The organism is Rubrivirga sp. SAORIC476, assembly GCF_002283555.1.
Lineage (GTDB): Bacteria > Bacteroidota > Rhodothermia > Rhodothermales > Rubricoccaceae > Rubrivirga.
This window is the reverse complement of sequence record NZ_MVOI01000006.1, coordinates 908,897-933,170: the sequence shown is the minus strand read 5'-3', so window position 1 is coordinate 933,170 and position 24,274 is coordinate 908,897. Positions and strand designations below refer to the sequence as shown.

The 24,274-nt window shown below is 70.4% G+C and carries 14 protein-coding genes; 13 read left to right on the top strand and 1 reads right to left on the bottom strand.

Going from position 1 to position 24,274, the window contains the following annotated elements; all coding sequences use genetic code 11:
* Positions 1–50: 50 nt before the first annotated feature.
* The gene (locus B1759_RS15400; protein ID WP_198948920.1) at positions 51–605 is read right to left on the bottom strand and encodes a sigma-70 family RNA polymerase sigma factor; all 555 of its coding nucleotides are present in this window, start codon (positions 603–605) and stop codon (positions 51–53) included.
* A 170-nt stretch (positions 606–775) separates the two neighbouring features.
* Between B1759_RS15400 and sdhC the strand changes: the two genes are divergently transcribed.
* The 13 genes from sdhC to B1759_RS15335 all read left to right on the top strand — a co-directional run bounded on the left by sdhC (position 776) and on the right by B1759_RS15335 (position 24,112).
* On the top strand, positions 776–1,177 hold the full coding sequence (gene sdhC / locus B1759_RS15395; protein WP_095515935.1) for a succinate dehydrogenase, cytochrome b556 subunit: 402 nt from the start codon (positions 776–778) through the stop codon (positions 1,175–1,177).
* 4 nt (positions 1,178–1,181) lie between these two features.
* Positions 1,182–1,784 (top strand): hypothetical protein, encoded by a 603-nt coding sequence (locus tag B1759_RS20040; RefSeq protein WP_198948918.1) that lies wholly within the window; start codon positions 1,182–1,184, stop codon positions 1,782–1,784.
* 78 nt (positions 1,785–1,862) lie between these two features.
* Positions 1,863–3,608: a succinate dehydrogenase flavoprotein subunit gene (sdhA, locus tag B1759_RS15385; protein ID WP_095515934.1), complete on the top strand. Its 1,746-nt coding sequence runs from the start codon at positions 1,863–1,865 to the stop codon at positions 3,606–3,608.
* Positions 3,609–3,792: 184 nt separating this feature from the next.
* Positions 3,793–4,503, top strand: coding sequence for a succinate dehydrogenase iron-sulfur subunit (locus B1759_RS15380; protein ID WP_095516013.1), 711 nt, complete (start codon positions 3,793–3,795; stop codon positions 4,501–4,503).
* Between the two features lie 132 nt (positions 4,504–4,635).
* Positions 4,636–6,327, top strand: coding sequence for a T9SS type A sorting domain-containing protein (locus B1759_RS15375; RefSeq protein ID WP_095515933.1), 1,692 nt, complete (start codon positions 4,636–4,638; stop codon positions 6,325–6,327).
* Positions 6,328–6,473: 146 nt separating this feature from the next.
* Positions 6,474–9,026, top strand: a complete 2,553-nt coding sequence (locus B1759_RS15370; protein WP_095515932.1) for a T9SS type A sorting domain-containing protein — start codon at positions 6,474–6,476, stop codon at positions 9,024–9,026.
* Between the two features lie 159 nt (positions 9,027–9,185).
* Positions 9,186–11,960, top strand: coding sequence for a T9SS type A sorting domain-containing protein (locus tag B1759_RS15365; RefSeq protein ID WP_143537420.1), 2,775 nt, complete (start codon positions 9,186–9,188; stop codon positions 11,958–11,960).
* Between the two features lie 149 nt (positions 11,961–12,109).
* Positions 12,110–14,899: a hypothetical protein gene (locus tag B1759_RS15360; RefSeq protein ID WP_143537419.1), complete on the top strand. Its 2,790-nt coding sequence runs from the start codon at positions 12,110–12,112 to the stop codon at positions 14,897–14,899.
* 258 nt (positions 14,900–15,157) lie between these two features.
* Complete coding sequence (locus tag B1759_RS15355; RefSeq protein WP_095515929.1) at positions 15,158–16,078, top strand: ribonuclease Z; 921 nt, start codon at positions 15,158–15,160, stop codon at positions 16,076–16,078.
* 2 nt (positions 16,079–16,080) lie between these two features.
* On the top strand, positions 16,081–16,842 hold the full coding sequence (locus B1759_RS15350; protein ID WP_095515928.1) for a creatininase family protein: 762 nt from the start codon (positions 16,081–16,083) through the stop codon (positions 16,840–16,842).
* A gap of 100 nt (positions 16,843–16,942) precedes the next feature.
* Positions 16,943–18,829: a choice-of-anchor I family protein gene (locus tag B1759_RS19815; RefSeq protein WP_158225296.1), complete on the top strand. Its 1,887-nt coding sequence runs from the start codon at positions 16,943–16,945 to the stop codon at positions 18,827–18,829.
* 96 nt (positions 18,830–18,925) lie between these two features.
* A complete protein-coding gene (locus B1759_RS15340; RefSeq protein WP_095515927.1) occupies positions 18,926–20,818 on the top strand; it encodes an ABC transporter ATP-binding protein in 1,893 nt (630 codons plus the stop codon).
* A 303-nt stretch (positions 20,819–21,121) separates the two neighbouring features.
* Positions 21,122–24,112 carry a choice-of-anchor Q domain-containing protein gene (locus B1759_RS15335; RefSeq protein ID WP_095515926.1) on the top strand — a complete coding sequence of 997 codons (2,991 nt, stop codon included), beginning with the start codon at positions 21,122–21,124 and terminating at the stop codon, positions 24,110–24,112.
* Positions 24,113–24,274: the final 162 nt, after the last annotated feature.

The window sequence follows — 24,274 nt, the reverse complement described above, 5'->3', positions numbered from 1 at the left end:
CAGAGGGAGAGACGGTTGCCTGGACACGCGGGAACCCGCGGCCGAATCGCTCACGCCGGCGACGCCTCGCCGAGGGCGCGGGTGAGCCACGCCTGCGCCAGCCGCCAGTCGCGGCCGACCGTGGCGGGCGAGATCCCGAGGATGTCGGCGATCTCCTCCACCCGGAGGCCGCCGAAAAACCGGAGCTCGACGACCCGCGCCGGACGCGGCGCGACCCGGGCGAAGCGACCGAGTGCCTCGTCGAGCGCGATCAGGTCCTCGGCCCGCGTCTCGCGGGCGACCTCGCCGTCGTGGAACGTCACGGCCTGGAGACCGCCCCCTCGCTTCTGAGCCTGTTTCCGTGTTGCGTAGTCGACCAGGATGCGCCGCATCGCGAGCGCGGCGATCCCGAAAAAGTGAGCGCGGTTCGCCCACCGGGTGTCCTGACTGGCGAGACGGAGATACGCCTCGTGGACGAGCGCACTCGTGTCGAGCGTGTGGTCGGCCCGCTCGCCCACGAGGTGGCGCCGAGCGAGAGCCCGGAGTTCGGGGTAGACGGCGTCCAGGAGCTGGTCGGCAGCTTCGGCGTCGCCACCCCACTCGGCCAGCAGGGCAGTGAGGTCCATGTCAGGCATAGCGCGGTGGGGCAAAGTAGCTCGGGGGTCCGAGGACTCTGCGAAGACCCCGCGGACGACCCGGGCGGCCGTACTTTTGGGTCGGAGGCCCCCGTACTTTCACTCACGAGTGAAACCTAGCACGGGACGGCCTGTAGCCTGCTCCCGCCCCCCGACTTCCCATGGCCGTCGCCGCCGACCCCGCCGCCGCCCCCGCCCAGCCCGTCCAGCGCTACAAGCTGCGGACGGGCATGGTCGCGTGGATCCTCCACCGCCTGACTGGCCTCGGGCTGGTCGCCTACCTGGTCCTCCACATCTGGGGGCTCAAGGCGATCACCAACCCCGAGGCCTACAACGCGCTCATCACGAGCTACCACCAGCCGCTGTTCAAGGTGGCCGAGTTCGGTCTCCTGGGCGCCTGCATCTACCACGCGCTCAATGGCCTGCGGATCGTGCTGATCGACTTCGTCGGGTGGAGCCCGAACCAGAAGCGGCTTTTCTGGACGCTCGGCGCCGTCGCGCTGGTGCTCCTCGTCGTCGGCGGCCTGCCGTCGATCCTCGCCCTCGTCGACCACTTCAGCTGATCCCATGGCTTCCAAGTACGGCCGCACGGCTCGCTCCAGCGCCTTCCAGTGGTTCGCCCACAGGATTACGGGCACCTTCCTGATCTTCCTGCTGATCACCCACTTCTGGGTGCAGCACTACAACCGCACCACGGCGTCGATCTCCCACTCGGTGGTGACTGCCGAGGAGGCCGAGCGCGGCGAAATGCCCGAGTACCGGCAAGAGGCGGCCGACGCCGTCCGCGCCTTCCAGAGCCGCGAGGCAGGCCCGGCGCCTACCGAGGGCGGTGCGCTGGGCGACCTCCGCAGCGGCGGCGACGCGCCGGTGGCCGTCGTCCAGGACGCGCCGCTCCAGCCCACGCCGCCCGTCGCCGACACCGCGGGCCCGACCCCCTACGAGGTGCTCATGCTGCGTCTCGGCGACCCCGTCTATGCCGTCCTGTGGAAGGGCTTCAACCTGCTCTTCCTCATGTTCGCGTTGCACCACGGCTTCTACGGCCTCAACAACGTGCTGACGGACTACATCCGCAATGACATGGCCCGCGTCGGCGCGACGGCGCTTTCGTGGACGCTCGCGCTGGTCCTGTTCATCATCGGCGCCTACTCCGTCATCGTCGCTGGCCTTTGATCGGTACGGGGTACTCGGTACGGGGCCTGGCTGCGAGCCACCACGTACTCCGTCCCTTCTACCACGTCCCCTGAACCCATGACCTACACTCACGACATCGTCATCGTCGGCGCGGGCGGCGCCGGGCTCATGGCGGCGCTCTACGCCTCGGAGGGCGGGGCCGACGTCGCCGTCGTCTCGAAGCTCCACCCACTCCGCAGCCATACCGGCGCGGCGCAGGGCGGCATCGGCGCGGCCCTCGGCAACGAGGAGGAGGATCACTGGCTCTGGCACGCGTTCGACACGACCAAGGGCTCGGACTACCTCGGCGACCAGGACGCCATCGAGCAGATGTGCCAGGACGCCCCGCGTACCATCATCGAGCTCGAGCACTACGGCGTGCCGTTCTCCCGGACGCGCGAGGGCAAGATCGCCCAGCGCCGCTTTGGGGGGCACACCCGCAACTTCGGCGAGGCGCCGGTGCGCCGGGCGTGCTACGCGGCCGACCGGACGGGCCACATGATTCTGCACACGCTCTACGAGCAGTGCGTCAAGAACAAGGTCACCTTCTACGACGAGTACCAGGTCCTCGACCTGATCCGCCCGGACGACACGCAGGACGCGGTCTCGGGCTGCGTGGCGTACGAGATCCTGACCGGCGAGGTCCACACGTTCCACAGCACGATCACGTGCTTTGCGACGGGCGGCTACGGCCGCGCCTTCAAGACGACCTCGAACGCCCACGCGGGCACCGGCGACGGCTTCGCGCTCGCGCTCCGGCATGGCTTCCCGCTGGAGGACATGGAGTTCATCCAGTTCCACCCGACCGGCCTCTACCGCCTCGGCATCCTCATCACCGAGGGCGCCCGTGGCGAGGGCGGCATCCTCCGCAACTCGGAGGGCGAGCGGTTCATGGAGCGCTACGCGCCGACGGTCAAGGACCTCGCGCCGCGCGACATGGTCTCGCAGTGCATCTACAAGGAGATCCGTGAGGGCCGCGGCGTCAACGGCAAGGACCACGTCGTGCTGGACATGACGGGCGTCGGCAAGGACGTGCTGGAGCACAAGCTGCCCGAGATCTCGACGTTCAGCCGCGTCTACCTCGGCATCGACCCGGTCAAGCAGCCGATCCCGGTCGCGCCGACGTGCCACTACGCGATGGGCGGCATCCCGACCAACATTGACGGGCAGGTCGTCAAGTCGTCCGACCGCACCGACACCGTCCACGGCTTCTTCGCCTGTGGCGAGGCCGCCTGCGTGTCGGTCCACGGCGCCAACCGGCTCGGGACCAACTCGCTGCTCGACCTCGTCGTCTTCGGGCGGCGGACGGGCATGGAGATGGCCAAGCAGATCCGCGAGGGCGCCGAGCGCCAGGGCTTGCCCGAGCGCCCCGAGGCCGAGACCCGCGAGCGCCTCGACCGCATCATGGCCCGGACGACCGGCGAGAAGGCCGTCACGGTCCGCACGGACCTCCAGGAGACCATGATGAAGAACGTCTCGGTGTACCGCACCGACGACACGCTGGGCGAGGCCCTCACCGACCTCCAGGACCTCCGCACCCGGGCCGCCTCGGTGACGTGCCAGGACAAGGGCAAGCGCTTCAACACCGACCTCATGGACGCCGTCGAGGTCCAGTTCATGGTCGACTACGCCGAGGCCATCACGGTGTCGGCGCGCAACCGGACCGAGAGCCGCGGCGCGCACCTCCGGGAGGACTTCTCGAAGCGCAACGACGGCGACTGGCTCAAGCACACCCTCTTCTGGAGCGACCAGCAGGGCCAGACCGAGATCGGCTACAAGGACGTCATCATCACGCAGTTCCAGCCCAAGGAGCGCAAGTATTAGAGGGATGAGGGGCACGGGATGGAGGCACGGGCAGACGCCCCCTCGTCCCGCCCTCCCTCACCCATCCCGCATCCCTCCCTCCCCCATGTCTGACACCATCGCCGTCGCCGACACCATCGAAGACCGCGTCGAGGCGGCCGAGCAGAACAAGCCCCGGCGCCGCCCCGGCGGCGAGGCGCCCACGATGACGCTCACCGTCAAGGTCCGCCGCTTCAACCCGGAGACCGACGAGCGCTCGCGCTGGGACGAGTTCCAGGTCCCGGCCGAGTCCATGGACCGCGCCCTCGACCTGCTCCACTACGTGAAGTGGCACCTCGACGGCACGCTGACCTTTCGCAAGTCGTGCGCCCACGGCATCTGCGGCTCGGACGCGATGAAGATCAACGGCGAGAACCAGCTCGCCTGCTCGGTCCTCGTCCACGACCTCGGCCTCAAGGACGGCGACACGGTCACCTTCGAGCCGCTCCCGGCGGCGCCGGTGCTGAAGGACCTCGTGATCGACCAGAGCCGGTTCTTCGACAAGTACCGCGCGGTCATGCCGTGGCTCATCAACGACGAGGCCGTCCCGGTCAAGGAGCGGACGCAGAGCCCCGAGCAGCACGCCGTGATCGAGGATGCCACCAAGTGCATCATGTGCGGCGCGTGCACGCACTCGTGCCCGTCCACCTGGGCCGACCCCGACTACCTCGGCCCGGCGGCCATGCTGAAGGCGTACCGCTACGTGTTCGACAGCCGCGATACCGAGGCCGAGGAGCGCCTCAAGGTGGTCGACTCGAAGGACGGCCTGTGGAAGTGCTACACCATCTTCAACTGCGTGCAGGCGTGCCCCAAGGGCATCGACATCACGCGCTGGCTCTCGGCGCTCAAGCGCAAGGCCGTCACGACGCGCTACTAGCCGACCGCGCCCGCCTCGGCCCCGAGGCCGACAGACTTACGCGCCCCGTCCGGATGCTCCGGGCGGGGCGCGGCTCGTTCAGAGAAGGCCCTGCATGACATGGTAGATTTGCTACACGCCCCACACACCTCTATGCCCCGCCTGCTCTCCACCGGCCTCTGCACACTGGCCGTGCTCGCGCTCGCGCTCCCCGCCCGATCCCAGACGGTTCCCACTCCCTCCCGCACGTCTGCGACCTCCGCGGACTGTGAGATCGGATCGGTCCGCACGACCCTGAGCAGTCTGTCGGTGAGCGCCTACCTGTCGAACGCAGGCATGCTCTTCTGGCCGGGCATCGGCCCCAGCCGGTACACCGTCAACGGCGCAACGACGATGTACAACCTGTCGCTCTGGCTGGGGGGCGACGTGGACGGGCAGCCGCGGTTTTCTGGAGCGCCGTACACAGTCGGCGAGTTCTGGCCGGGGCCGCTGGATGAGAGCGGTGCGACCGATGCGGCGAGATGCGCCGCCTACGACCGGATCTGGGTCGTGAAGGCCGAGGATCTCGAGTCCTACCGGACGTCTGGGATCGCGAGCCCCGATGTCCGGGAGTGGCCGATCGGCTATGGCGCGCCGTTCTTCGTGGACGCCAACGACAACGCGAAGCTAGACCCCGGTGTGGAAGCCCTCATCGAGTTGACCCCGGCGGACCCCGGGTACGGGACTCGGACCATCGACCTCGCCGCCGGAGAACGCCCTGCGGTGCTGTCTGCCGCGGGCACTCGCTCAGCGGAAGGAAGGGTCGCCTTCTGGATCCTCAACGACGTCGGCAACGAGCACGTGTGGAGCGGCCAGCAGGGCCTCGGGGTGGAGGTCCACGTCTCGGCCTACGCCCTGACATCGCCGTCGTTCGCCGTGCAGGATGCGACGTTCTACCGGCACACGGTCGTCAACCGGAGCCCGGAGCCCATCACGGACTTCCGGCTCTCGTTCTTCGCCGACCCGGACATCGGAGCGAGCAGCGACGACTACGTCGCCTCTGACCCGGACCGTGGCATGCTCGTCGGGTACAACGCCAACGAAAGTGCCTCGTACGCGGTAGGGCTCGACCTTCTGACAGGGGCTTCTGGAGCCATCCCGTTCGACGTGAATGCGGTCACGGGCGACCGGCTTTCCGCCGTCCAGAATGCCCAGCGGAACCGTTGGATCGACGGCACTCCGATCACGCGAGGTGGAGATGGCTACAACCCGGGCCAGACCGACGTGACCTCATGGATCTACGACGGTGATCCCGTGACCTCTGGGTTCTGGACAGAGGAGAACATCGACGGGTCTGGATCGAGCCAAACCCCGGGAGAGCGAGCGGTGGTCCTCAACACCCCATCCACGACGCTGGGCCCAGGCGAGACGACCACCGTGGACCTCGCCATCCTGTACGGATTCGGAGGAAGCGCCGGACGAATGGGAGGCATCCAGGGCGTCCGGTTCGGCAGCGACACGATCCAGAATGCCTACGACTTCGGCGGGCTCGCGGCGCTCCAGGACGGTCCGTTCACGGTCGCGGCAGAGCCCGAGTCCTCCCTCGACAGGTCGGCTTTGGAGGTCCACCCCAGCCCGGTTCGGGGAGGGTCGCGGGTGCCGTTCACCCTCCCCTCGCCCGGACCGGTGCGTCTCCGCGTGATGGACGTGCTGGGTCGCGAGGTGATGACACTGGCAGAGGGTGTGTATGGAGTCGGCCCGCACGACGTGTGGTTCGACGCGTCCTCCCTCCCGGCAGGCGTCTACGTGCTCGTCCTCGACACCGACGGCCAGCGCGTCGCGCGCACGGTCACGGTGGCCCGCTAGCCCCGCCTCGGTGCCGAGGCGGGCCGACTCGCGCCCCGTCCGGCGGTTTCAGGTGGGGCGCGAGGGCGACAGGCAAAAAGGCTCCCCCGAGGGAGGCCGCCGGACGGCGCGGCTAGTTTGATCCGATCCCTCTCCTCCCTCGCAGCATGCCCCTTCGTACGCTCCTCGCAGGTCTCGCCGTCCTCCTCCTCTCGACCGCCGCCGCGCAGGAGATCCCGACGCCGGGCTGCCAGACCGGTGAGGCCGCAGCCGAGTTGAACGTGGCGGGCGTCCGCGCAGGGCTCTTCAACCTCGGGGGACTGTTCTGGCGAGGCGGAGGCACCCTCTACGAGGTGCCGAACGGGTCGGGAAAGACCCCTCTCTTCAACGCGTCCCTGATGGTCGGTGGCCTGGTCAAGGGGCAGGTCCGGTTTGCAGGCTCGACCTACAGCGCGTGGGAGTACTGGCCGGGCCCACTCACGTCCGACGGCACCACGACGCCCGCGACCTGTGCAGCCTACGACCGCATCTGGGTCGTCCGGACGGCTGACCTGGAGGCGTACGACGCGACCGGCGCCGTCACACCCGACCTCGCCGACTGGCCCGTCCGCGTCGGAGCGCCCTTCTACGTCGATGCCGACGGTGACGGCCGCCAGGACCCGACAGAGCCGACGAACTCCCTCGACCCCGGCGACCCCGGCTACGGCTCCCGGATGCTCGACCTCGCGGCCGGGGAGCGGCCCGTCCTCTTCGGCCGCCAGACGGCGTGGTGGATCATGAACGACGTGGGCGGTCCCCACTCGTTCAGCGCGAGGTCCGGGCCGGAGTACGCGGCTCCCCTCGGCATCGAGGTTCGCGCGACCGCGTGGGTCCACGGGGGCGAGGCCGAGCCCGACCTGTTCGAGTCGACGTTCTACCGATACGAGGTCATCAACCGGAGCGCCACGACGATCGAGGCGGCTCACGCGGGCCTCTGGATCGACGGCGACCTCGGCAACTTCGGCGACGACCGCGTCGGCACCGACTCGACGCGCCAGATGGTGTACTTCTACAACGGCGACGACACCGACGAGGGCCAGGGCGGCTATGGCACGCCCCCACCCGCCATCGGGGTCGATGCACTCAGTGGCGCTTGGACCGGCACCACGCCGAACAAGTCCAGCGGACCGTACGGAGAGCCTCGTGGGGCGCTGCACAGCTACAACTACCTCCGGGGGCTATGGGGCGACGGCTCGCCGATCCGCGTCGGTGGCCCCGGGTTCGACACCGATGGCCCCGTCACACGCTGGATGTTCTCGGGCCGGGCCGCTTCCCAGGAATTCTGGAGCCAGGAGAACCTCGACGGGGAAGGCGCCCAGTCCCCCCCGGACGACAAGCGCGGCATGATTTCCAGCCTCCCCGCCGACCTCGCCCCGGGCGAGCGGATGGTGTTCGACGTCGGCATTGTGTTCGCGACCGGGCTCTCGCGGCTCGACAGCATCAACGAAATGCTGGCGGTCTCGGACCGCGCCCAGGCCCTCTACGACACCGGAGCGCTGACGGCGCCCGTCGCCGACCCGGCCGCCCCCGCCTCTCCTCAGCCCCTCGGCCCGTCCATCGAGGCCCCGGCCCAGGGCGACGCGGCGACGTTCGCGTGGGAGGGTGTCCCCGGCGCGGAGCGGTACGTGGTGGAGGTGTTCAGCGACGCCGACGGGAGCGACCTCCTCTTCGAGCGGTCCACCGTCGAGACGACGCTCACAGAGGAGGCGGAGGCGTTCCCGGTCAACCGGCGGGCCCCGCTCTACTGGCGCGTTCGGGCGGTTCGGTTCGGCGTGGAGAGCGCGCCGACGGCCCTCCAGGCGTTCGCATACGTCGTCCCTGGCTTCGACCGGTTCTCGGTGGTGGCCAACGCGAGCGGCCCCCTGGATCCGCCGCTGGTCTCGTCCACCGGCGTGTTCTCCGGCCTCGCAGGCGCCGACCGCCAGCAGACCACCGAGATGACCTGGAACGTGTTCTTCCAGGGCGGCCTGCGTGGCACCAACGCCGCAGCGGCGTACCCGAGCGACTTCGAGATCCGGTTCTCAGCACCTCCACACCCGGACGACATCGCGCTCCGGCACTCGACCGGGGAGCGCATCCGCGTTCCGTTCTCGTTGTGGGACATCGGGGTCGGCACCCCCGACGACCCGGCCGACGACGTGCGTCTCGTGCCGGTCGTCCACGACGAGGGTGGCGACGGCTACGAGGCGTACTACGATGCCGTGTCGTGGTACCGCCCCACCGACATGGCCCCGGGCTCGCGGGGCTACCGCGCCTGGACCACGCCGACCGACCGCACGCTGCCGGACTCGTCACGGCTGGTCCTGCCCCGGATGTCGTTCGACCTCGCATCGGGATTCGCGCTCTCCCCGGAGGCCGGGACCGTGTTCCGCTTCGAGTCGAGCGCGCAGGCGCTCCCGGTGGCTGAGCCCGAGGTCCCGGGAACGCTGACGTTGGAACTCCGCCCGAACCCGGCGACGGTCCGTGCGACGGTCGCCTACCGACTCGCCACTGCCGGGGCGGTCCGCCTCCGCGTGGTGGACGTGATCGGCCGCGAGGTGATGGTGCTGGTAGACGAGACGCAACCGGAGGGAGAGCACCGGGCTGGGCTCGACGCGGCCTCGCTGGCGCCCGGCACCTACGTGCTCGTGCTCGACGCCGACGGCCAGCGGGTCTCGCGCGCGATCACGGTCGTGCGCTGATCCGGCCACCTCGGCACCGAGGCGACCGGGGTGACGCGCGTGGGGTAGGCGTGGAGGGCAGAACCCGCTGCCCCATCCGGGGAACAGTCTGTTTGTACCAGTCCACCCGGAAGCCAGCCACATAGGTTGAAGCGCCCACTCATCCACACGCTTCTCACCATGACACACACGCTACGCCTCGCCCTCTGGGGGCTTGGATTCTTACTTGTGATCGCCCTCCCCGCTCGCGCGCAGAAGACGGTCCACCGCGCCGCGCCCTCAGCCTCCGTGGCTTCCGCGGCAGCGAACTGCAACCTCGGCGCCGCGACCGCGGATCTCGACATCGGGCGCGTGCGCGCTCAGGTCTACAACATGGGCGGCCTCTTCTGGCGAGGCGGCGGCGCCATCTACGAGGCCCCGTACGACGCCCGGAACGCAACCGCTGAGCCCAATGCGTTGTTCGCAGCGGGCCTCTGGGTGAGCGGCGAGGTCGATGGCGCCCCCCGATTCGCAGGCTCGACGTACGGCAACTGGGAGTTCTGGCCCGGCCCGCTCGACGCCACCGGCGAGACCACCGCGAGCCGCTGCGCGAGCTTCGACAAGATCTGGAGGGTCTCCGTCCGAGACCTGGCCGCGTACGGCCGCAGCGGGATCACCGCTCAGACGAACCCGGACCTGCTGAGCTGGCCCATCGCCCAGGGCGCGCCCTACTTCGTCGACACCAACGGCAATGACCGCCGCGACGCCTCCGAGCCGCGGATCGCGCTCGGCCCCGGCGACGCAGGCTACAGCCTCACCCTCGGCGGCGGCGCCGTCCTCGACCTCGCCGCCGGTGAGCGCCCCGACCTCGTCGGCGACCAGGCCGCGTGGTGGGTCATGAACGACAACGGCAACCTCCACAACTGGTCGGGAAGCCAGCCGCTCGGCATCGAGGTCCAGGTCCTGGCCTACGGCTTCACCACGCCCGATGTGGCCGTCTCGACGGCGACCGTCTACGAGTACACCATCCACAACCGCGGCACGAACACGATCATCGACTCGCGCGTGTCGCTCTGGAGCGACCCCGACATCGGCAACTTCGGTGACGACTACGTCGGCTCCGACGCCGCCCGCGGGATGGGCTTCGCCTACAACGCCGACGAGGACGACGAAGGCGCCGGGGGCTACGGCGCCTTTACCCCTGCGATCGGCATCGACCTGCTCAGTTCCGCGGCGGGCACCATCGCATTCACCAACAACGGTGGTGTGACGGGCGACCCGAGCGTGGAGGACGACCGCCGCGTCGCCGCATGGCTGGCGCAGCAGAGTCTCTGGAAGGACGGCGAGCCCATCACCCGAGGAGGGGACGGCTACAACCCCGGCAGCTCGGACGTGACCACGTGGGCCTTCGACGGAGACCCGCTGGGCTTCGAGTTCTGGACGGAGGAGCAGCCCGTCGTCGGCGAGCCGCAGCGCGAAGCGGGAGACCGCCGGATCGTGGTCAACGCCCCCGCCCTGACGCTGGCGCCCGGCGAGAGCCGCCAGGTCGATGTCGCGATCCTGTTCGCAGCCGGCGCGCGGGCGCGGACCCGTCTCGCGAGCGTCTCGCGCCTGCGTGACATCAGCGACGCCGTCCAGGCGGCCTACGACGCGGACGGCACGCGCGGCATCCGCGATGCCTCCGTGACGTACGGCGCCGCCCCGGCTCGTCCGGACCGTCCCACGCTGGTCTCCCCAGCCAACGGCACCGACTTCGAGACCACGCAGCCCGCCTCGGTCACCTTCGAGTGGACCGCGGTCCCCGGCGCGGCCGCCTACGTGCTCGACTTCGGCAACGGGACCGAGTATACGGTCGCGGCGCCCGCCACCTCCCTCACCCTGGACGCGGCCACCCAGCTGCCGCAGGGCGAGGCGCAGACCCGGTGGGGCGTCCGCGCGGTGAACTGGGGCGGCGAGAGCCGGACCTCGTTCCCGTTCACCTACACCTACAACATCTACAACCCGAGCGTCCTGCTGCTGTCGAACGGCTCCCCGGCCTTCGTCGAGGTGGTCGGCCCCGGCGGCGCCGACCCGTGCGGGCCCGACGCGGGCTCAACGTTCGGGTGCAGCGAGGTCGGCGGCAACGCCATCTTCAGTTCGTTCAACGGCACCGGCGACTACATCGGAACGGCCGTGGGCGCCGGCCCCGAGGTCAGCCTTGCGGACTTCGCTCCGAACGATTACGAGATCCGGTTTACGGCGGCGGGCTCCTACGCCTACTACCCGTTCACGACCGGCGTGGCCATCTGGGTGCCCTTCGAGGTCTGGGACATCGGCGTGACCGCGCCGGGGGCCATCAATGACCCGCTGGACGATGTGCAGATGATCCCCAACCTCTTCCCCGACAGCGGCGTCGAGTGCACGTTCGATTACCAGGACCCGACGGTGTTCGGCATCGGGGAGACCACCCAGAGGATCTACGCCTACTACCCGGTCGGCGACTATGCGACGTGGGCCGCGGCCATCGCGCCGGTCATCGCGGCCGACCCGAACCAGTGCCCGACGGACCCGGCGACTGCCGCCGCATCGAACGAGATCGACTTCAGCCGTGGGCGCCCGCTCCAGCGCTTCAAGCTGGAGCAGGCGGGTGCCGAGATCTCCGGCCTGACGGGAACCGTGATCCGGTTCTACACCACCGACCCGACGCCGCTCGTGGCGCCGAGCCTGGCCCGGGCCGAGGCCCTGCGGGTCGCCACCCACCCGAACCCGGTCACGACCACCGCGACGGTGCCCTACACGCTCGCCGAGGCGGGCCCGGTGCGCCTGCGCGTGGTGGATGTGCTTGGCCGTGAGGTCGCCGTCCTCGCCGACGGCCTCCAGGCCGCCGGCGATCACTCGGCGACGCTCGACGCCACCGGCCTCGCGGCGGGCGTCTACGTGCTCGTCCTCGACGCCGACGGGCAGCGGACCTCGCAGTCGATCACGGTCGTCCGCTAGCGCCGCCTCGGCCCCGAGGCCGACCGACTCCCGCGCCCCGCCCGGTCTCTCCGGGCGGGGCGCGGTGCATCTATGGGTGCCCTTCCCTCAGGGGATTTAGAGACATCGTACGTTGTCCGCACAGACGTTCGCGTCGGCCGATGACCTCGATGACTCGACTTCTTCTGCTCTCGCTCGTCGCCGCCTGGATCGCCAGCGGCGCGCGGGCGCAGGAGCGGACGCTGCCATCGGCGGTTCCCGCGGCTCTCGCGGCCGGCGACTGCGCGTACGGCACCGCCGAGCAGTTCCTCGACGTCGGCGACGTGCGGGCGGCGCTCTACACGACCGGCACCCTGTTCCGCCGTGAGAGCACCGCGACGTACACCGTCCCCTACACGCCGGGCGTCGAGTCGGCGGGCGCGCTGTTCTCGCTCAACCTGTGGGTCGGTGGCGAGGTCGAGGGCGCCGCCCACATCGCAGGCGCGACGTACGGCAACTGGGAGTTCTGGCCTGGCCCGCTCGACGGCGACGGCGAGACGACGCCCGAGCGTTGCGCCGCCTTCGACCGGATCTGGCGCGTGTCCTTCGACGACCTCCGCAGCGTCACGGCCGACGGGGTGGGTCCGCTCACCAACCCCGACCTGATCGGCTGGCCCATCGCCCACGGGGCGCCCTACTTCGTCGACGTGAACGGCAACGACCGGCGCGATGCGTCCGAGCCGCGCCTGACACTCGGCCCCGGCGACCTCGGCTACAGCCTCACTCCGGGCGAGGGAGCGACGTTGAACCTGGCGGCGGGCGAACGGCCCGACCTGGTCGGCGATCAGGCGGCGTGGTGGGTCATGAACGACAACGCAGGGCCGCACATCCGGTCCCAGGGCGATCCGCTCCAGATCGAGGTCCAGGTGCTCGCGGTCGCGTTCGACGCCTCCGACCTCGCGATCTCTCAGTCGACGGTCTACGAGTTCACGGTCATCAACCGGAGCCCGGTGCCCATCGACGACGCCCGCGTGTCCTTCTTCCTCGTCCCCCAGATCGGGGCCTACGGCGATGACTTCCTCGCCTCGGACGCGGACCGGGAGATGCTGATCTCGTACAACAGAACCGAGATCGACAAACACTACGGCACGTCGCCGCCCGCCCTCGGCCTGGACCTCCTGAGCGGCGCGTACGGCACCGTCTGGGTCGACGACGAGATGTTCGACTTCCCGAACGCGCCCGACCTGGACCGCCCGTCGGCCATGCGCAACGCCCAGGCGAGCCTCTGGAGCGACGGCACGCCCCAGACGCGCGGCGGCTTCGGCTACAACCCCGACAGCACTGACGTGACGCGCTGGCGCTTCGACGGCGACGTGATCCGCCGACGCTACTGGACGCAGGAGCAGCCGCGGTCGCCCTCCGGGACGCGCTCCGAGATGTCGTCCCTGCTGAACACCCCCGCCCAGACGCTCGCGCCGGGCGAGAGCCGCCGCGTGGACCTCGCCCTGCTCTTCGCGGAGGGCGGCCTCCGGGACGGACCAGGCAGCCCCGACCGCACCCGCTTCCACAACGTCGCGCGGCTGTTCGACATCAGCGACGCGGTCCAGGCCGCCTACGACGCGGGCGGTACGACGGCGATCCGCTCCGCCAGCGTCGCCTACACGCCCCCGCCGCCGCTGCCCGCCTCGCCGATGCTCCTCGCACCGGACGACGGCGCCGACTACGACGAGGCCCTGCCGGACAGCCTCATGTTCTCCTGGACCGCCGTCGAGGGCGCAGAAGGCTATCACCTCCGCCTCGGTGCGATGCCGGACAGCACGCGCTCGATCTATACGCGAGGCACCAGCCACACCGTGCCCGCCCAGGGGCTGCCCTTCAACATGCGAACCTCGTACTGGACCGTCCAGGCGACGAACTGGGGCGGTGACGGCCCGGCCCCTCCGGCGCGCAGCTTCTCCTACTTCCGCTACGTGTACATCCCCGAGGCCCTCACCGTCGCCGGCCTCGGGCTGGCGTTCGTGGAGGTCGTCGGCCCCGGCGGAGCCGACCCATGCGGAACCGAGGCCCAGTCCACGGTCGGCTGCGCCCAGATCGGGGCCAACGGGATTTACCAGTCGCACAACAGCACCGGCGACTACATCGGCACCGCGATCGGGACGGGGCCAGAAGCGTCGCTCCCTGCGTTTGCGCCACGCGACTACGAGATCCGCTTCACCGAGGCAGGCTCGGTCGCCTACTACGGCCTCACGTCCGGCGTCGCCGTCCCGGTGCCGTTCGAGGTCTGGGACATCGGCGTGACGCCGCCGGGTACAGACAATGACCCGGACGACGACATCCAGATGGTGCCCGTCCTCTTCGCCGACGGCCCGGACGAGTGCGTGTTCGAGTACGGCGGCCCGTCGCAAAACGGCACAGGTCCCACCACCCAGCGCATTTACGCCTACTACGCCGTCGAGGACTACGCGGCGTGGGAGGAGGCTATCGCGCCGGTCGTCGCGGCCGACCCGAACCAGTGTCCGACGGACCCGGCGACTGCCGCCGCATCGAGCGAGATCGACTTCGACCGCGGGCGCCCCCTCCAGCGATTCGTGCTGGAGCAGAATGCCGGCGGCGTCGACATCGACGGGCTGGCGGGGACCGTGATCCGGTTCTACACCACCGACCCGTCGCCCGCACCGGAGGAGGCGTCCCCCGAGCCGACTCCTGTCCCAGAGCCCATCGATGAGCCGACGCTGGCGGTCCAGCCGAACCCGGTCGTGGGTGCCGCCACCGTCCCGTTCGCCCTCCCGATCTCCGCGACGGTCCGGCTTCGGCTGGTGGACGTGCTCGGCCGCGAGGTCGCCGTCCTGGCCGAGGCCCCCTACGAGGCAGGTCCGTACGAGGCTCGCCTCGACGCGTCCTCGCTGGCTGCGGGCGTCTACGTGCTCGTGCTCGACGCCGACGACCAGCGCCTCACGCAGACGCTCACCGTCCTCCGATGAGTTCGTCCGCCTCGGTGGCAAGTCGGGCACGAATGCCGCCGGTCGGTCGTATTGTGGAGCAGCACCGGCCCCGCCGGTGACTCTTAAGACAGGGACCTCCCTGCTTGCCAGCCCGTCCGATGGGAAACCGTCGGGCGGGTTGTTTTGTGACGCCGCGCCGTCAGGCGAACGCCGAGGAACCGCATCGGCGCGAGCGCGGCCAGCCCCGAACCCCTCCGCTCGCGCCGGGTTGACCGCGCCTCCCACACCCCTCGGTCCGTGTTCGAAGTCATCCCGCTCGGCGTCGGCTCTGCCGTTCCCACCCGCACCCGGCATCTCGCCGCGACCCTCCTCCGCCGGGACGGGAAGATGGTGCTGTTCGACTGTGGCGAGGGGACCCAGCTCCAGCTCGTGCGCGGCGGGCTGACGCGCGGCACGCTGAGCGCCATCTGCATCACGCACCTCCACGGCGACCACGTGTTCGGCCTCCCCGGCCTCGTGACGACGCTGGCGCTGCTGGAGCGCACCGACCCGCTCCTGATCGTCGGGCCGACCGGGCTCCGGGAGATGCTGCACGCCATGCCGGGCATCCGTACCGACGGGCTGCCGTTCGAGGTCACGTACCGCGAACTGGCGGACGGCTTCGAGCACGAGGTCGTGTACGAGGACGAGCACGTGACCATCGAGGCGCGGCCCATCGAGCACCGCGTCTTCTGCGCAGGCTTCCGCTACCAGGAGCGGACCCGGCCGGGCTCGCTGGACGGCGAGGGCGCCCGCGCGGCGGGCATCACCGAGGGCTGGCAGTTCGAGGCGCTGAAGCGCCGCGAGGCAGTCACGCTGGACGACGGGACGCTCGTCTCCCCGGACGGGCTCGTGGGGCCCGAGCGGCCGGGCGCGGCGTTCGCCTACGTGCTCGACACGGTCCCCTGCGAGGGGGGGCGCCTTCTCGCCCGCGACGCGGACCTTCTGCTCCACGAGGCCACGTTCACCGACGAGCACGCCGCCCGCGCAGCCGAGGTGGGCCACTCCACCGCTCGGCAGGCCGCCCAGGTCGCCCGCGACGCCGGTGCGAAGCGCCTCCTGCTGACCCACTTCTCCGCCCGCTACGCCGACACCGGCCTGCTCGTCGACGAGGCGCGGCAGGTGTTCCCGGTGACGGAGGCCGCCGAGGAGTTGGCCCGCTACGAGGTGCGTCGCTGACGATGGTCCCGCCGTTTCGCCTGTCCGATCTGACGTGGCCCCAGGCCCGCGACGCGGCCTTCGAGGTCGCCGTGCTGCCGTGGGGGGCGACGGAGCCGCACAACACGCACCTCCCGTATGCCACCGACACCCTCCTCGCCGAGGCGCTGGCCCTGGAGGCGGGACGCCTGGCGTCCGCACGCGGCGCACGCGTGGTCGTCCTCCCCACGATCCCGTTCGGCGCCAACGCGATGCAGCTCGGGCTGGGACCGGTGATCGACCTCAGCCCACCGACTCAGCGTCTCGTGATCGCGGACGTGGTGCGGAGCCTGGAGGCGGCGGGCGTGGCCCGGCTGGTGATCGTCAACGCACACGGCGGCAACGACTTCAAGCCGATCCTGCGGGAGATCCAGGGGCAGACGGAGGTCTTCCTGAGCGCGCTCGACTGGTGGCGCACCGTACCCGCCGACAACTACTTCGACACGCCGGGCGACCACGCCGGCGAACTGGAGACGAGCGCGATGATGCACGTCCGCCCCGACCTCGTCCGGCCCCTCGCTGAGGCGGGCGACGGCGCCGAGCGGCCCTTCCGTGTGGCTGCCCTCCGCGAGGGCTGGGCGTGGTCGCCCCGCGACTGGCGCAAGATGACGGCCGACACAGGCGTCGGGGACCCGCGCGCCGCGACGCCCGAGCGAGGCGCGGCGTTCGTCGACGCGGCGGCCCGACGCATCGCGGACTACCTGGTGGAACTGGCCGCCATGGACCCGGTCGACCCGTACGCGTAGCGCAGGGGAGTCACGGTCCAGTAACGACTGGATAACGCTTGGATAACTGGACGATCCGACAGGGCGGGATAGGCTCAGGGCTCCCCTGTCCCCCGCCCGCATGCTCGTCCGCTACGCTCTCCTCCTCGTCCTCACCGCCGGCCTGTTTCCGGTCGCCGCCCAGCCGCTCGAGGCCACCCGCCTTGGTACCTACGCCACGGGTCTCTTCGACGAAGGCGCTGCAGAGATCGTCGCCTTCGACGCCGCCACCCAGCGGCTTTTCTTCGTCAACGCCGCCGAGGCGCAGGTGGTCGTGCTCGACGCCTCCGACCCGGCCGACCTCACGCTCGCGTTCACCCTCGACGTGACGCCCTACGGCGCCTCTGCCAACAGCGTCGCCGTCGCCAAGGGCATCGTGGCGGTCGCCGTCGAGGCCGCCCCCAAGACCGACCCTGGCGTCGTCGCCTTCTTCGACGTGAGCGGCGCCTTCCTCGGAACCGTCGGTGTGGGTGCGTTGCCCGATGCGGTGGCGTTCTCCCCGGACGGCAGCACCGTCGTCGTGGCCAACGAGGGTGAGCCGAACGACGACTACACCGTCGACCCCGAGGGCTCGATCTCGCTCATCGACCTGTCCAGCGGCGTCGCGGGCGCGGCCGTGACGACGGTCGGCTTCGCCGACTTCAACGTGGGCGGCACGCGAACGCTCGATCCGCAAATCCGCATCTTCGGGCCGGGTGCCTCGGTGGCGCAGGACCTGGAGCCCGAGTTCGCCGCCGTCAGCCCCGACGGTACGACGGCCTACGTCTCGATCCAGGAAAACAACGCGCTCGCGGTCGTCGACCTCGCGACCGGAGCCGTCGACCTGTTGCCGCTCGGCTACAAGAACCACGCGCTCGCCGGCAACGCCCTCGACCCGTCCAACCGCGACGACGACATCGCCATCTCGACGTGGCCCGTCTACGGCATGTACCAGCCCGACGGCATCGCGGCGTACAGCATCGGCGGCGCGACGTACGTGTTCACGGCCAACGAGGGCGATGCCCGCGACTACGACGGCTACTCGGAGGAGACCCGCATCAAGGACCTCGCGGCCGACCCGGTGGCGATCCCGGACGCAGCGTTCCTCCAGGACGATGCCCGCCTCGGCCGCCTCACCACCACGACCACGATGGGCGACTCGGACGGTGACGGCGACGTGGAGTCCTTCTTCGCCTTCGGCGCCCGCTCGCTCTCGATCCACGCCGCCGACGGCGTGCGCGTCTGGGACTCCGGCGACGACATCGAGCGCCAGATCGCGCTGCTGATCTCGAAGGAGGTGCTCCCGGAGGACGCCTTCAACGCGACCAACGACGAGAACGACACCTTCGACAACCGCTCGGACGACAAAGGCCCCGAGCCGGAGGGCGTCGTGGTGGGCGAGGTGGACGGCCGCACGTTCGCCTTCGTCGGGCTGGAGCGCGTCAGCGCCGTCATCCTCTACGACGTGTCGGATCCGCTCGCGCCGACCTACGCGGGCCTCCTCATCAACCGCAACTTCGGCGTCGACGTGCAGCTTCCGGACGGCTCGATCAACCCGGCCGCGGGCGATCTCGGCCCCGAGGGCCTGGCGTTCATCTCGGCCGCAGAGAGCCCGACCGGGCAGGCCCTCCTCGTCACCTCCAACGAGATCAGCGGCACCGTCACCGTGTGGGGGCTGGGCTCCGGCGGGACCGACCGCGCAGGCGCCCCGGCCTCCGACGCCCTGCTGGCGCTCGCCCCGGCCCGTCCGAACCCCGGCCGTACGCCCCGCCTCGCGTTCACCCTCGACGCGCCCGCCGAGGTGGACGTGGTGATCGTCGATGCGCTCGGCCGCGAGGTCGGGCGCCGCACGCAGGCGTTCCCCGCGGGCCTCTCCACCGTCGACGCCCCGACGGCTGGGCTGGCCTCGGGCGTCTACCACGCCCGCGTGACGGCCCGCGTGGGGGACGTGTGGGAGACGCAGACGAGCCGCTTCACGCTCGTCCGATAGTCCGGTGGCGCCCGCCTCGGCTGCGGCGACGAGGCGGGCGCCCCTGGACCGCTCCCGCGAGGAACCGCGGCCGGGTGCGGCGGGGTAGCTTGCGCCGTGGCCGACGACCCCTCCCAGACCGCTCCCGCCTGGCGCCCCCCGCGCGGCCTCGTCCGACGCCTCGGGGCATTGCTGTGGCCGTACCGCTGGCACGTCGCTGCGGCGCTCTCGCTGACGTTCGTCGTCGCGTTTCTGGGGCCGCTCCGGCCGCGGCTGGTCCAGACCGCCGTCGACGACTTCATCATCCCCGGCGACGTACCCGGCCTGATTCGGATCGTCGGGCTGATCGGGGCCGTGCTGGTGGCGGAGGGGCTGGCCTACTTCGCGCTCGGCTACCTCACCCAGTGGATCGGGCAGCACGCGCTGTATGACCTGCGGACGCGCGTCTTCCGGTTCATCGAGCGGCAGCGGCTGGCGTTCTTCGACAAGACGCCCATCGGGACGCTCATCACGCGGGCCACCAGCGACATCGAGGCCCTGGCCGACCTACTCTCGGCGGGCGCCGTGACCATGCTGGGAGACCTCGCCCGGCTGATGTTCATCGGCTACTTCATGCTCTCGCTCGACCTCGAGCTGGGGCTGATGGCTCTCGTCGCGCTCCCGCCGATGGTCCTGGCGACGGAGGTCTTCCGGCGCAAGATGCGGGCGGCCTATCGCGAGACCCGCAAGCAGGTCGGGCGCATGAACGCGTTCCTCCAGGAGCACGTCACGGGCATGAGCGTGGTCCAGATCTTCGGCCGCGAGCCCGAGGAGCAGCGCCGCTTCGGAGAGGTCAACGCGGCGCACCGCGACGCGCATGTCCAGACGGTGTACTACTACGCGCTCTTCTACCCCGTCGTAGACATCATCGCGTCGGCGGCGCTGGCGCTTGTGATCTGGTTCGGCGGCACCGAGGCGATGCGCGAGGCCGTCTCGATCGGCACGCTGATCGCGTTCGTGCAGTACGTGCGGCTGTTCTTCGAGCCCGTCCGCAACCTGTCGGACCAGCTGAACTCGATCCAGGCCGCCTTCGCCGCCTCGGAGCGCGTCTTCGACCTCCTCGACGACGACCAGTCGCTGCCCGATCCGGAGGCGCCGACGCACCTCGCCGGGGGCCGTGCCGCAGGTCGCATCGCATTCGAGAACGTCTGGTTCGCGTACGAGCGGCTTCCGGAGGCCAAGAGCGAGGACGAGGGACGCGGGATGCAGGACGCGCCGAGCGACCGCGGCCCTCTGGCAGGGTCCCCAGGCTCCGCCTCTCCCCCCGACTGGAACTGGGTCTTGCGCGACGTCTCGTTCACGTGCGAGCCGGGGCAGACGCTGGCGCTCGTAGGCGCGACGGGTTCCGGCAAGACGACCATCCTGTCGCTGCTGCTCCGCTTCTACGAGCCGCAGCAGGGACGCATCACCGTGGACGGGGTGGACGTGCGCGACCTCCCACTCGCCGAGCTCCGCCGACAGGTCGGACTCGTGCTCCAGGACGTGTTCCTGTTCTCCGGCTCCATCGCCGAGAACGTGACGCTCGGCGACCCCAACGTGTCCGTCAAGCGCGTCGCCGAGGCCGCCCGTCTGGTGGGGGCCGACCGATTCATCGAGCGCCTGCCCGAGGGCTACGCGTCTGACGTGGGAGAGCGCGGGGCGACGCTCTCCCTCGGCCAGCGCCAGTTGCTGTCGTTCGTCCGCACCCTCCTCTACGATCCGGCCGTGCTCGTGCTCGACGAGGCGACCTCGTCGGTCGACACCGAGACCGAGGAGATGGTCCAGCGCGCCGTCGACGTCCTGATGGAGGGGCGGACGGCGCTCGTGGTCGCGCACCGCCTCTCGACCGTCCAGCACGCCGACCAGATCCTGGTGCTGCACAAGGGCGAGGTCCGGGAGCGCGGAGACCACCAGGCGCTCCTCGTCGCGGACGGCTTGTACCGCCGCCTGTACGAACTGCAGTACGCCGACCAGGAGCGAGCCACCGCCTAGCCGGGCGGTTCCACTGAGAGGGGCGTCCTCCCTCGACGGAACCGGTGTAGGACAGGGGCCTGAGCCGGTGTAGGAAGAAGGCGACATGTCCGAGCCGCAGACGCTCTGGGCTGACCATGGGCGGAGTCAGGGGTAGCGACAGGGTGTCCTCCCCTGCCCCGGGGCTGCCCACTTCCCGTCGTCACTGTTCGGTAATGGAACACTTTGGGGGGGCTTCTACTATCAGGCACTGCACGTCCCCCCAAGTCTGCGGCGACGACGGTGTCGCCGAATCGGACCATCTCTTTCTCCCCCTCTCTGCTCATGAGACCCTCCACTACCCTCGGCCGACTGCTCACACGGTCCGCCCTTCTGGTCGCCTTCGCGCTGGCCTTCACCTTCACCGCCCAGGCCGCGACCATCACGGTCGACTCGGGCACCGACGACGGCGTCGGGTGCACCCTTCGCGAAGCCGTCCAGTCGGCCAACACGGACTCCGCCGTCGGCGGCTGCACCGCGGGCGACGGCATCGCCGATGAGATCCAGTTCTCCGTCGGGGCGATCACGCTGACGGCGGGTCAGATCGCGATCACCGAGGGCGTGACGGTCACCGGGCCGGTCACGATCACGGCCGCGGCCAGCAGCCGCATCTTCCGCATCGACGGCAGCGAGGTCGTCTCGTTCTCGGACGTCACGTTCCAGAACGGCCAGGCCGATGGCGGCGCGCTCTTCATCACGGACTCGGCACCGGTGGTGCTCACGGGCGGCGCGTTCAACATGAACGCGGCTCCGGTCCGCGGCGGCGCGATCTACGTCTCCGCGAGCGGTAGCCTCACGGTCAACGGCACCTCGTTCACGGGCAACCAGGCCCGCGGCGACGCGGCCAACGAGGGCGGCGGCGCCATCTACACGAACGGCGGCACGGTCAACATCAATGAGGCCACCTTCACCGACAACCGCGCGCTCGGGACCTCGGGCTCCGGCGGCGCGATCCTCAACCCGAATGGCGCCACGCTGGACATCACGGACTCGGCCTTCACCGGCAACCGCTCGCAGCGGGCTGGTGGCGCCATCGAGACGGTCAACGGCTCGACCCAGGTCACCGGCGGCAACTTCGAGGGCAACACGGCGGGCACCAACCCCGGCAACGGCGGCGCCATCCACGGCGGCGGCTCGGTCGACGTGTCCGTCTTCGGCTCGACGGCGCGCGGCAACCGTGCCAACGAGGGCGGCGCGTACTGGATCTCCAGCGCTGGCACGATGGCTCTCGGTGACGTGATCGTGGAAGGCAACATCGCCGAGGGCGCCAGCGCCGAACAGGGTGGCGGCGGCGTCTACGTCGACGGTGGCACCCTCTCGGTGACCAACGTGACCGGCCAGTCGACCTTCTCGGACAACCGTGCGATTGGCGCGTCCGGCTCCGGCGGCGCCATCCTCGTCAACGGCGGCTCCGTCACGATCGACGGCACCGTGTTCATGCAGAACCGCGCCCAGCGGGCGGGCGGCGCCATCGAGTTCACGGCCCCGGCCTCGGACACCCCGATGACGGCGACGATCGACTTCGCGACGTTCACGAACAACATCACCGGCCGCGCGCCCGGCAACGGCGGTGGCATCCACACCACCACCGGCGATCTGACGATGACCATCGACAACGCCAACTTCTCGGGCAACGAAGCCTGGAGCGAGGGCGGTGGCCTTTGGATCAACACCGGCACGACGGCGACCGTCACCGCGGGCTCCTTCACGGGCAACGCCGCCCGCGGGCTCGCAGCCGACAACGGCGGCGGCGCGCTGTTCAACAACGGCGGCTCGCTGACGGTCCTCACCTCGACGGTGAGCGGCAACCGGACCTACGCCGATGGTGTCCCCGGTGGTGGCCTCCTGGCCGTCGGCGGCACCACCGCGGTGATGCAGAGCCTGTTCACGGAGAACTACGCCAGCAACGGCGGCGGCGTCGCCTCGCTGAATGGCGCCACCGTGATGGTGCACAACTCGACGCTCTACGGCAACACGGCGCGCTTCGGCGGCGGCGGGTTCTCGGGCAGCGGCTTCCTGTCGTTCGACAGCGCGACCATCGCGTCCAACAGCGCCACCATCGGCGGCGGCGGGCTCTACAACCAGAACACCCCCAACCAGGGTACGCCGTACGTCACGCTCACGAACACCATCGTGGCCGACAACAGCGCCACCAACGGGGCCAACCTGAAGGGACGGCACACGTCCGCCGGGTGGAACGTGATCGGCACGACGCCGGACGCGCTCACCTTCGCCGCGGTGGCCTCCGACCAGCTCGGCACCGACCCGATGCTCGGCGCGCTCGCCGACAACGGCGGCCCGACGCTGACGGCAGCCCTCCTGTCCGGCAGCCCCGCCATCGACGCGGGCAGCACGGCGCTCACCATCGACCAGCGCGGCGTGGCCCGCACCGAGCCCGACGATGTCGGCGCGGTCGAGTTCGGCGACGCGGCTCCCCCGGCCACGGCGTCGATGATCGTCACCGGCGTTTTCGACGGTCCGCTCTCGGGTGGCAACCCGAAGGTGATCGAGCTCTACGTCCTCGACGACATCGCGGACCTGAGCGCCTACGGCGTCTCGTCGGCCAACAACGGCGGCGGGCCCACCGGCTCGCCCGAGTTCACGTTCCCGGCCGACGCCGCGAGCGCGGGCGACTACATCTACGTCTCCGCTGAGGCGCCCGGCTTCCTGGCCTTCTTCGGCTTCGACGCGGACTACGTCTCCGGCGCCGCCTCGATCAATGGCGACGACGCCATCGAGGTGTTCTTCAACGGCGAGGTGATCGATGTCTACGGCGACGTGAACGTCGACGGCACCGGCCAGCCCTGGGACACGGTCGACGGCTGGGCCTACCGCGTGAGCGGCACCGGTCCGGACGGCGACACGTTCGTGCTGGAGAACTTCACCTACAGCGGTGTCGACGCCAACGACGACGACACGAGCCAGGACACGGCGACCAACCCGTGGCCGATCGGCACGTACGCGCCGGCGATGACGGTGGCGCCGACGACGCGGACGGCCGCGCTCGCGACGACGCTCGACGCGCTGACGGTGGTGCCGAACCCGTTCCGCAGCTCGGCCCGCGCCTCGTTCGCGGTCTCCGAGGCGCAGGCGGTCACGGTGACGCTCTACGACGTGATGGGCCGCCAGGTCCAGCAGGTCTTCAGCGGCGCGGCGCAGGCCGAGCAGGCCATCGAGGTGTCGGTCGACGGCTCGTCGCTGGCCGCGGGCGTCTACGTGCTCGTGCTCCAGGGCGAGACGGTCCGGTCGACGCGCCAGGTGACGGTCGCTCGCTGAGCCATGTGAGTCTCCCTGCCTCGGCGACGGCGCCGGGGCAGACCAACGGCGCGGCCCCTCGTTCTTCGGAGCGGGGGGCCGCGCTGCGTTCGGGGCCATCGACTCGGCGGGCGAGAGGTCACGCCCTGTTGACGATTCTCTCTGCTCGCGTCGATATGTTCT

Bases quoted from the DNA above. Each gene is read 5' to 3' on its own strand.
- B1759_RS15350 (WP_095515928.1), top strand. From the start codon at position 16,081: ATGGTCCCGCCGTTTCGCCTGTCCGATCTGACGTGGCCCCAGGCCCGC.
- sdhA (WP_095515934.1), top strand. From the start codon at position 1,863: ATGACCTACACTCACGACATCGTCATCGTCGGCGCGGGCGGCGCCGGG.
- sdhC (WP_095515935.1), top strand. From the start codon at position 776: ATGGCCGTCGCCGCCGACCCCGCCGCCGCCCCCGCCCAGCCCGTCCAG.
- B1759_RS15375 (WP_095515933.1), top strand. From the start codon at position 4,636: ATGCCCCGCCTGCTCTCCACCGGCCTCTGCACACTGGCCGTGCTCGCG.
- B1759_RS15335 (WP_095515926.1), top strand. From the start codon at position 21,122: ATGAGACCCTCCACTACCCTCGGCCGACTGCTCACACGGTCCGCCCTT.
- B1759_RS15400 (WP_198948920.1), bottom strand. From the start codon at position 605: ATGGACCTCACTGCCCTGCTGGCCGAGTGGGGTGGCGACGCCGAAGCT.
- B1759_RS15380 (WP_095516013.1), top strand. From the start codon at position 3,793: ATGACGCTCACCGTCAAGGTCCGCCGCTTCAACCCGGAGACCGACGAG.
- B1759_RS15370 (WP_095515932.1), top strand. From the start codon at position 6,474: ATGCCCCTTCGTACGCTCCTCGCAGGTCTCGCCGTCCTCCTCCTCTCG.
- B1759_RS15365 (WP_143537420.1), top strand. From the start codon at position 9,186: ATGACACACACGCTACGCCTCGCCCTCTGGGGGCTTGGATTCTTACTT.
- B1759_RS19815 (WP_158225296.1), top strand. From the start codon at position 16,943: ATGCTCGTCCGCTACGCTCTCCTCCTCGTCCTCACCGCCGGCCTGTTT.
- B1759_RS15360 (WP_143537419.1), top strand. From the start codon at position 12,110: ATGACTCGACTTCTTCTGCTCTCGCTCGTCGCCGCCTGGATCGCCAGC.
- B1759_RS20040 (WP_198948918.1), top strand. From the start codon at position 1,182: ATGGCTTCCAAGTACGGCCGCACGGCTCGCTCCAGCGCCTTCCAGTGG.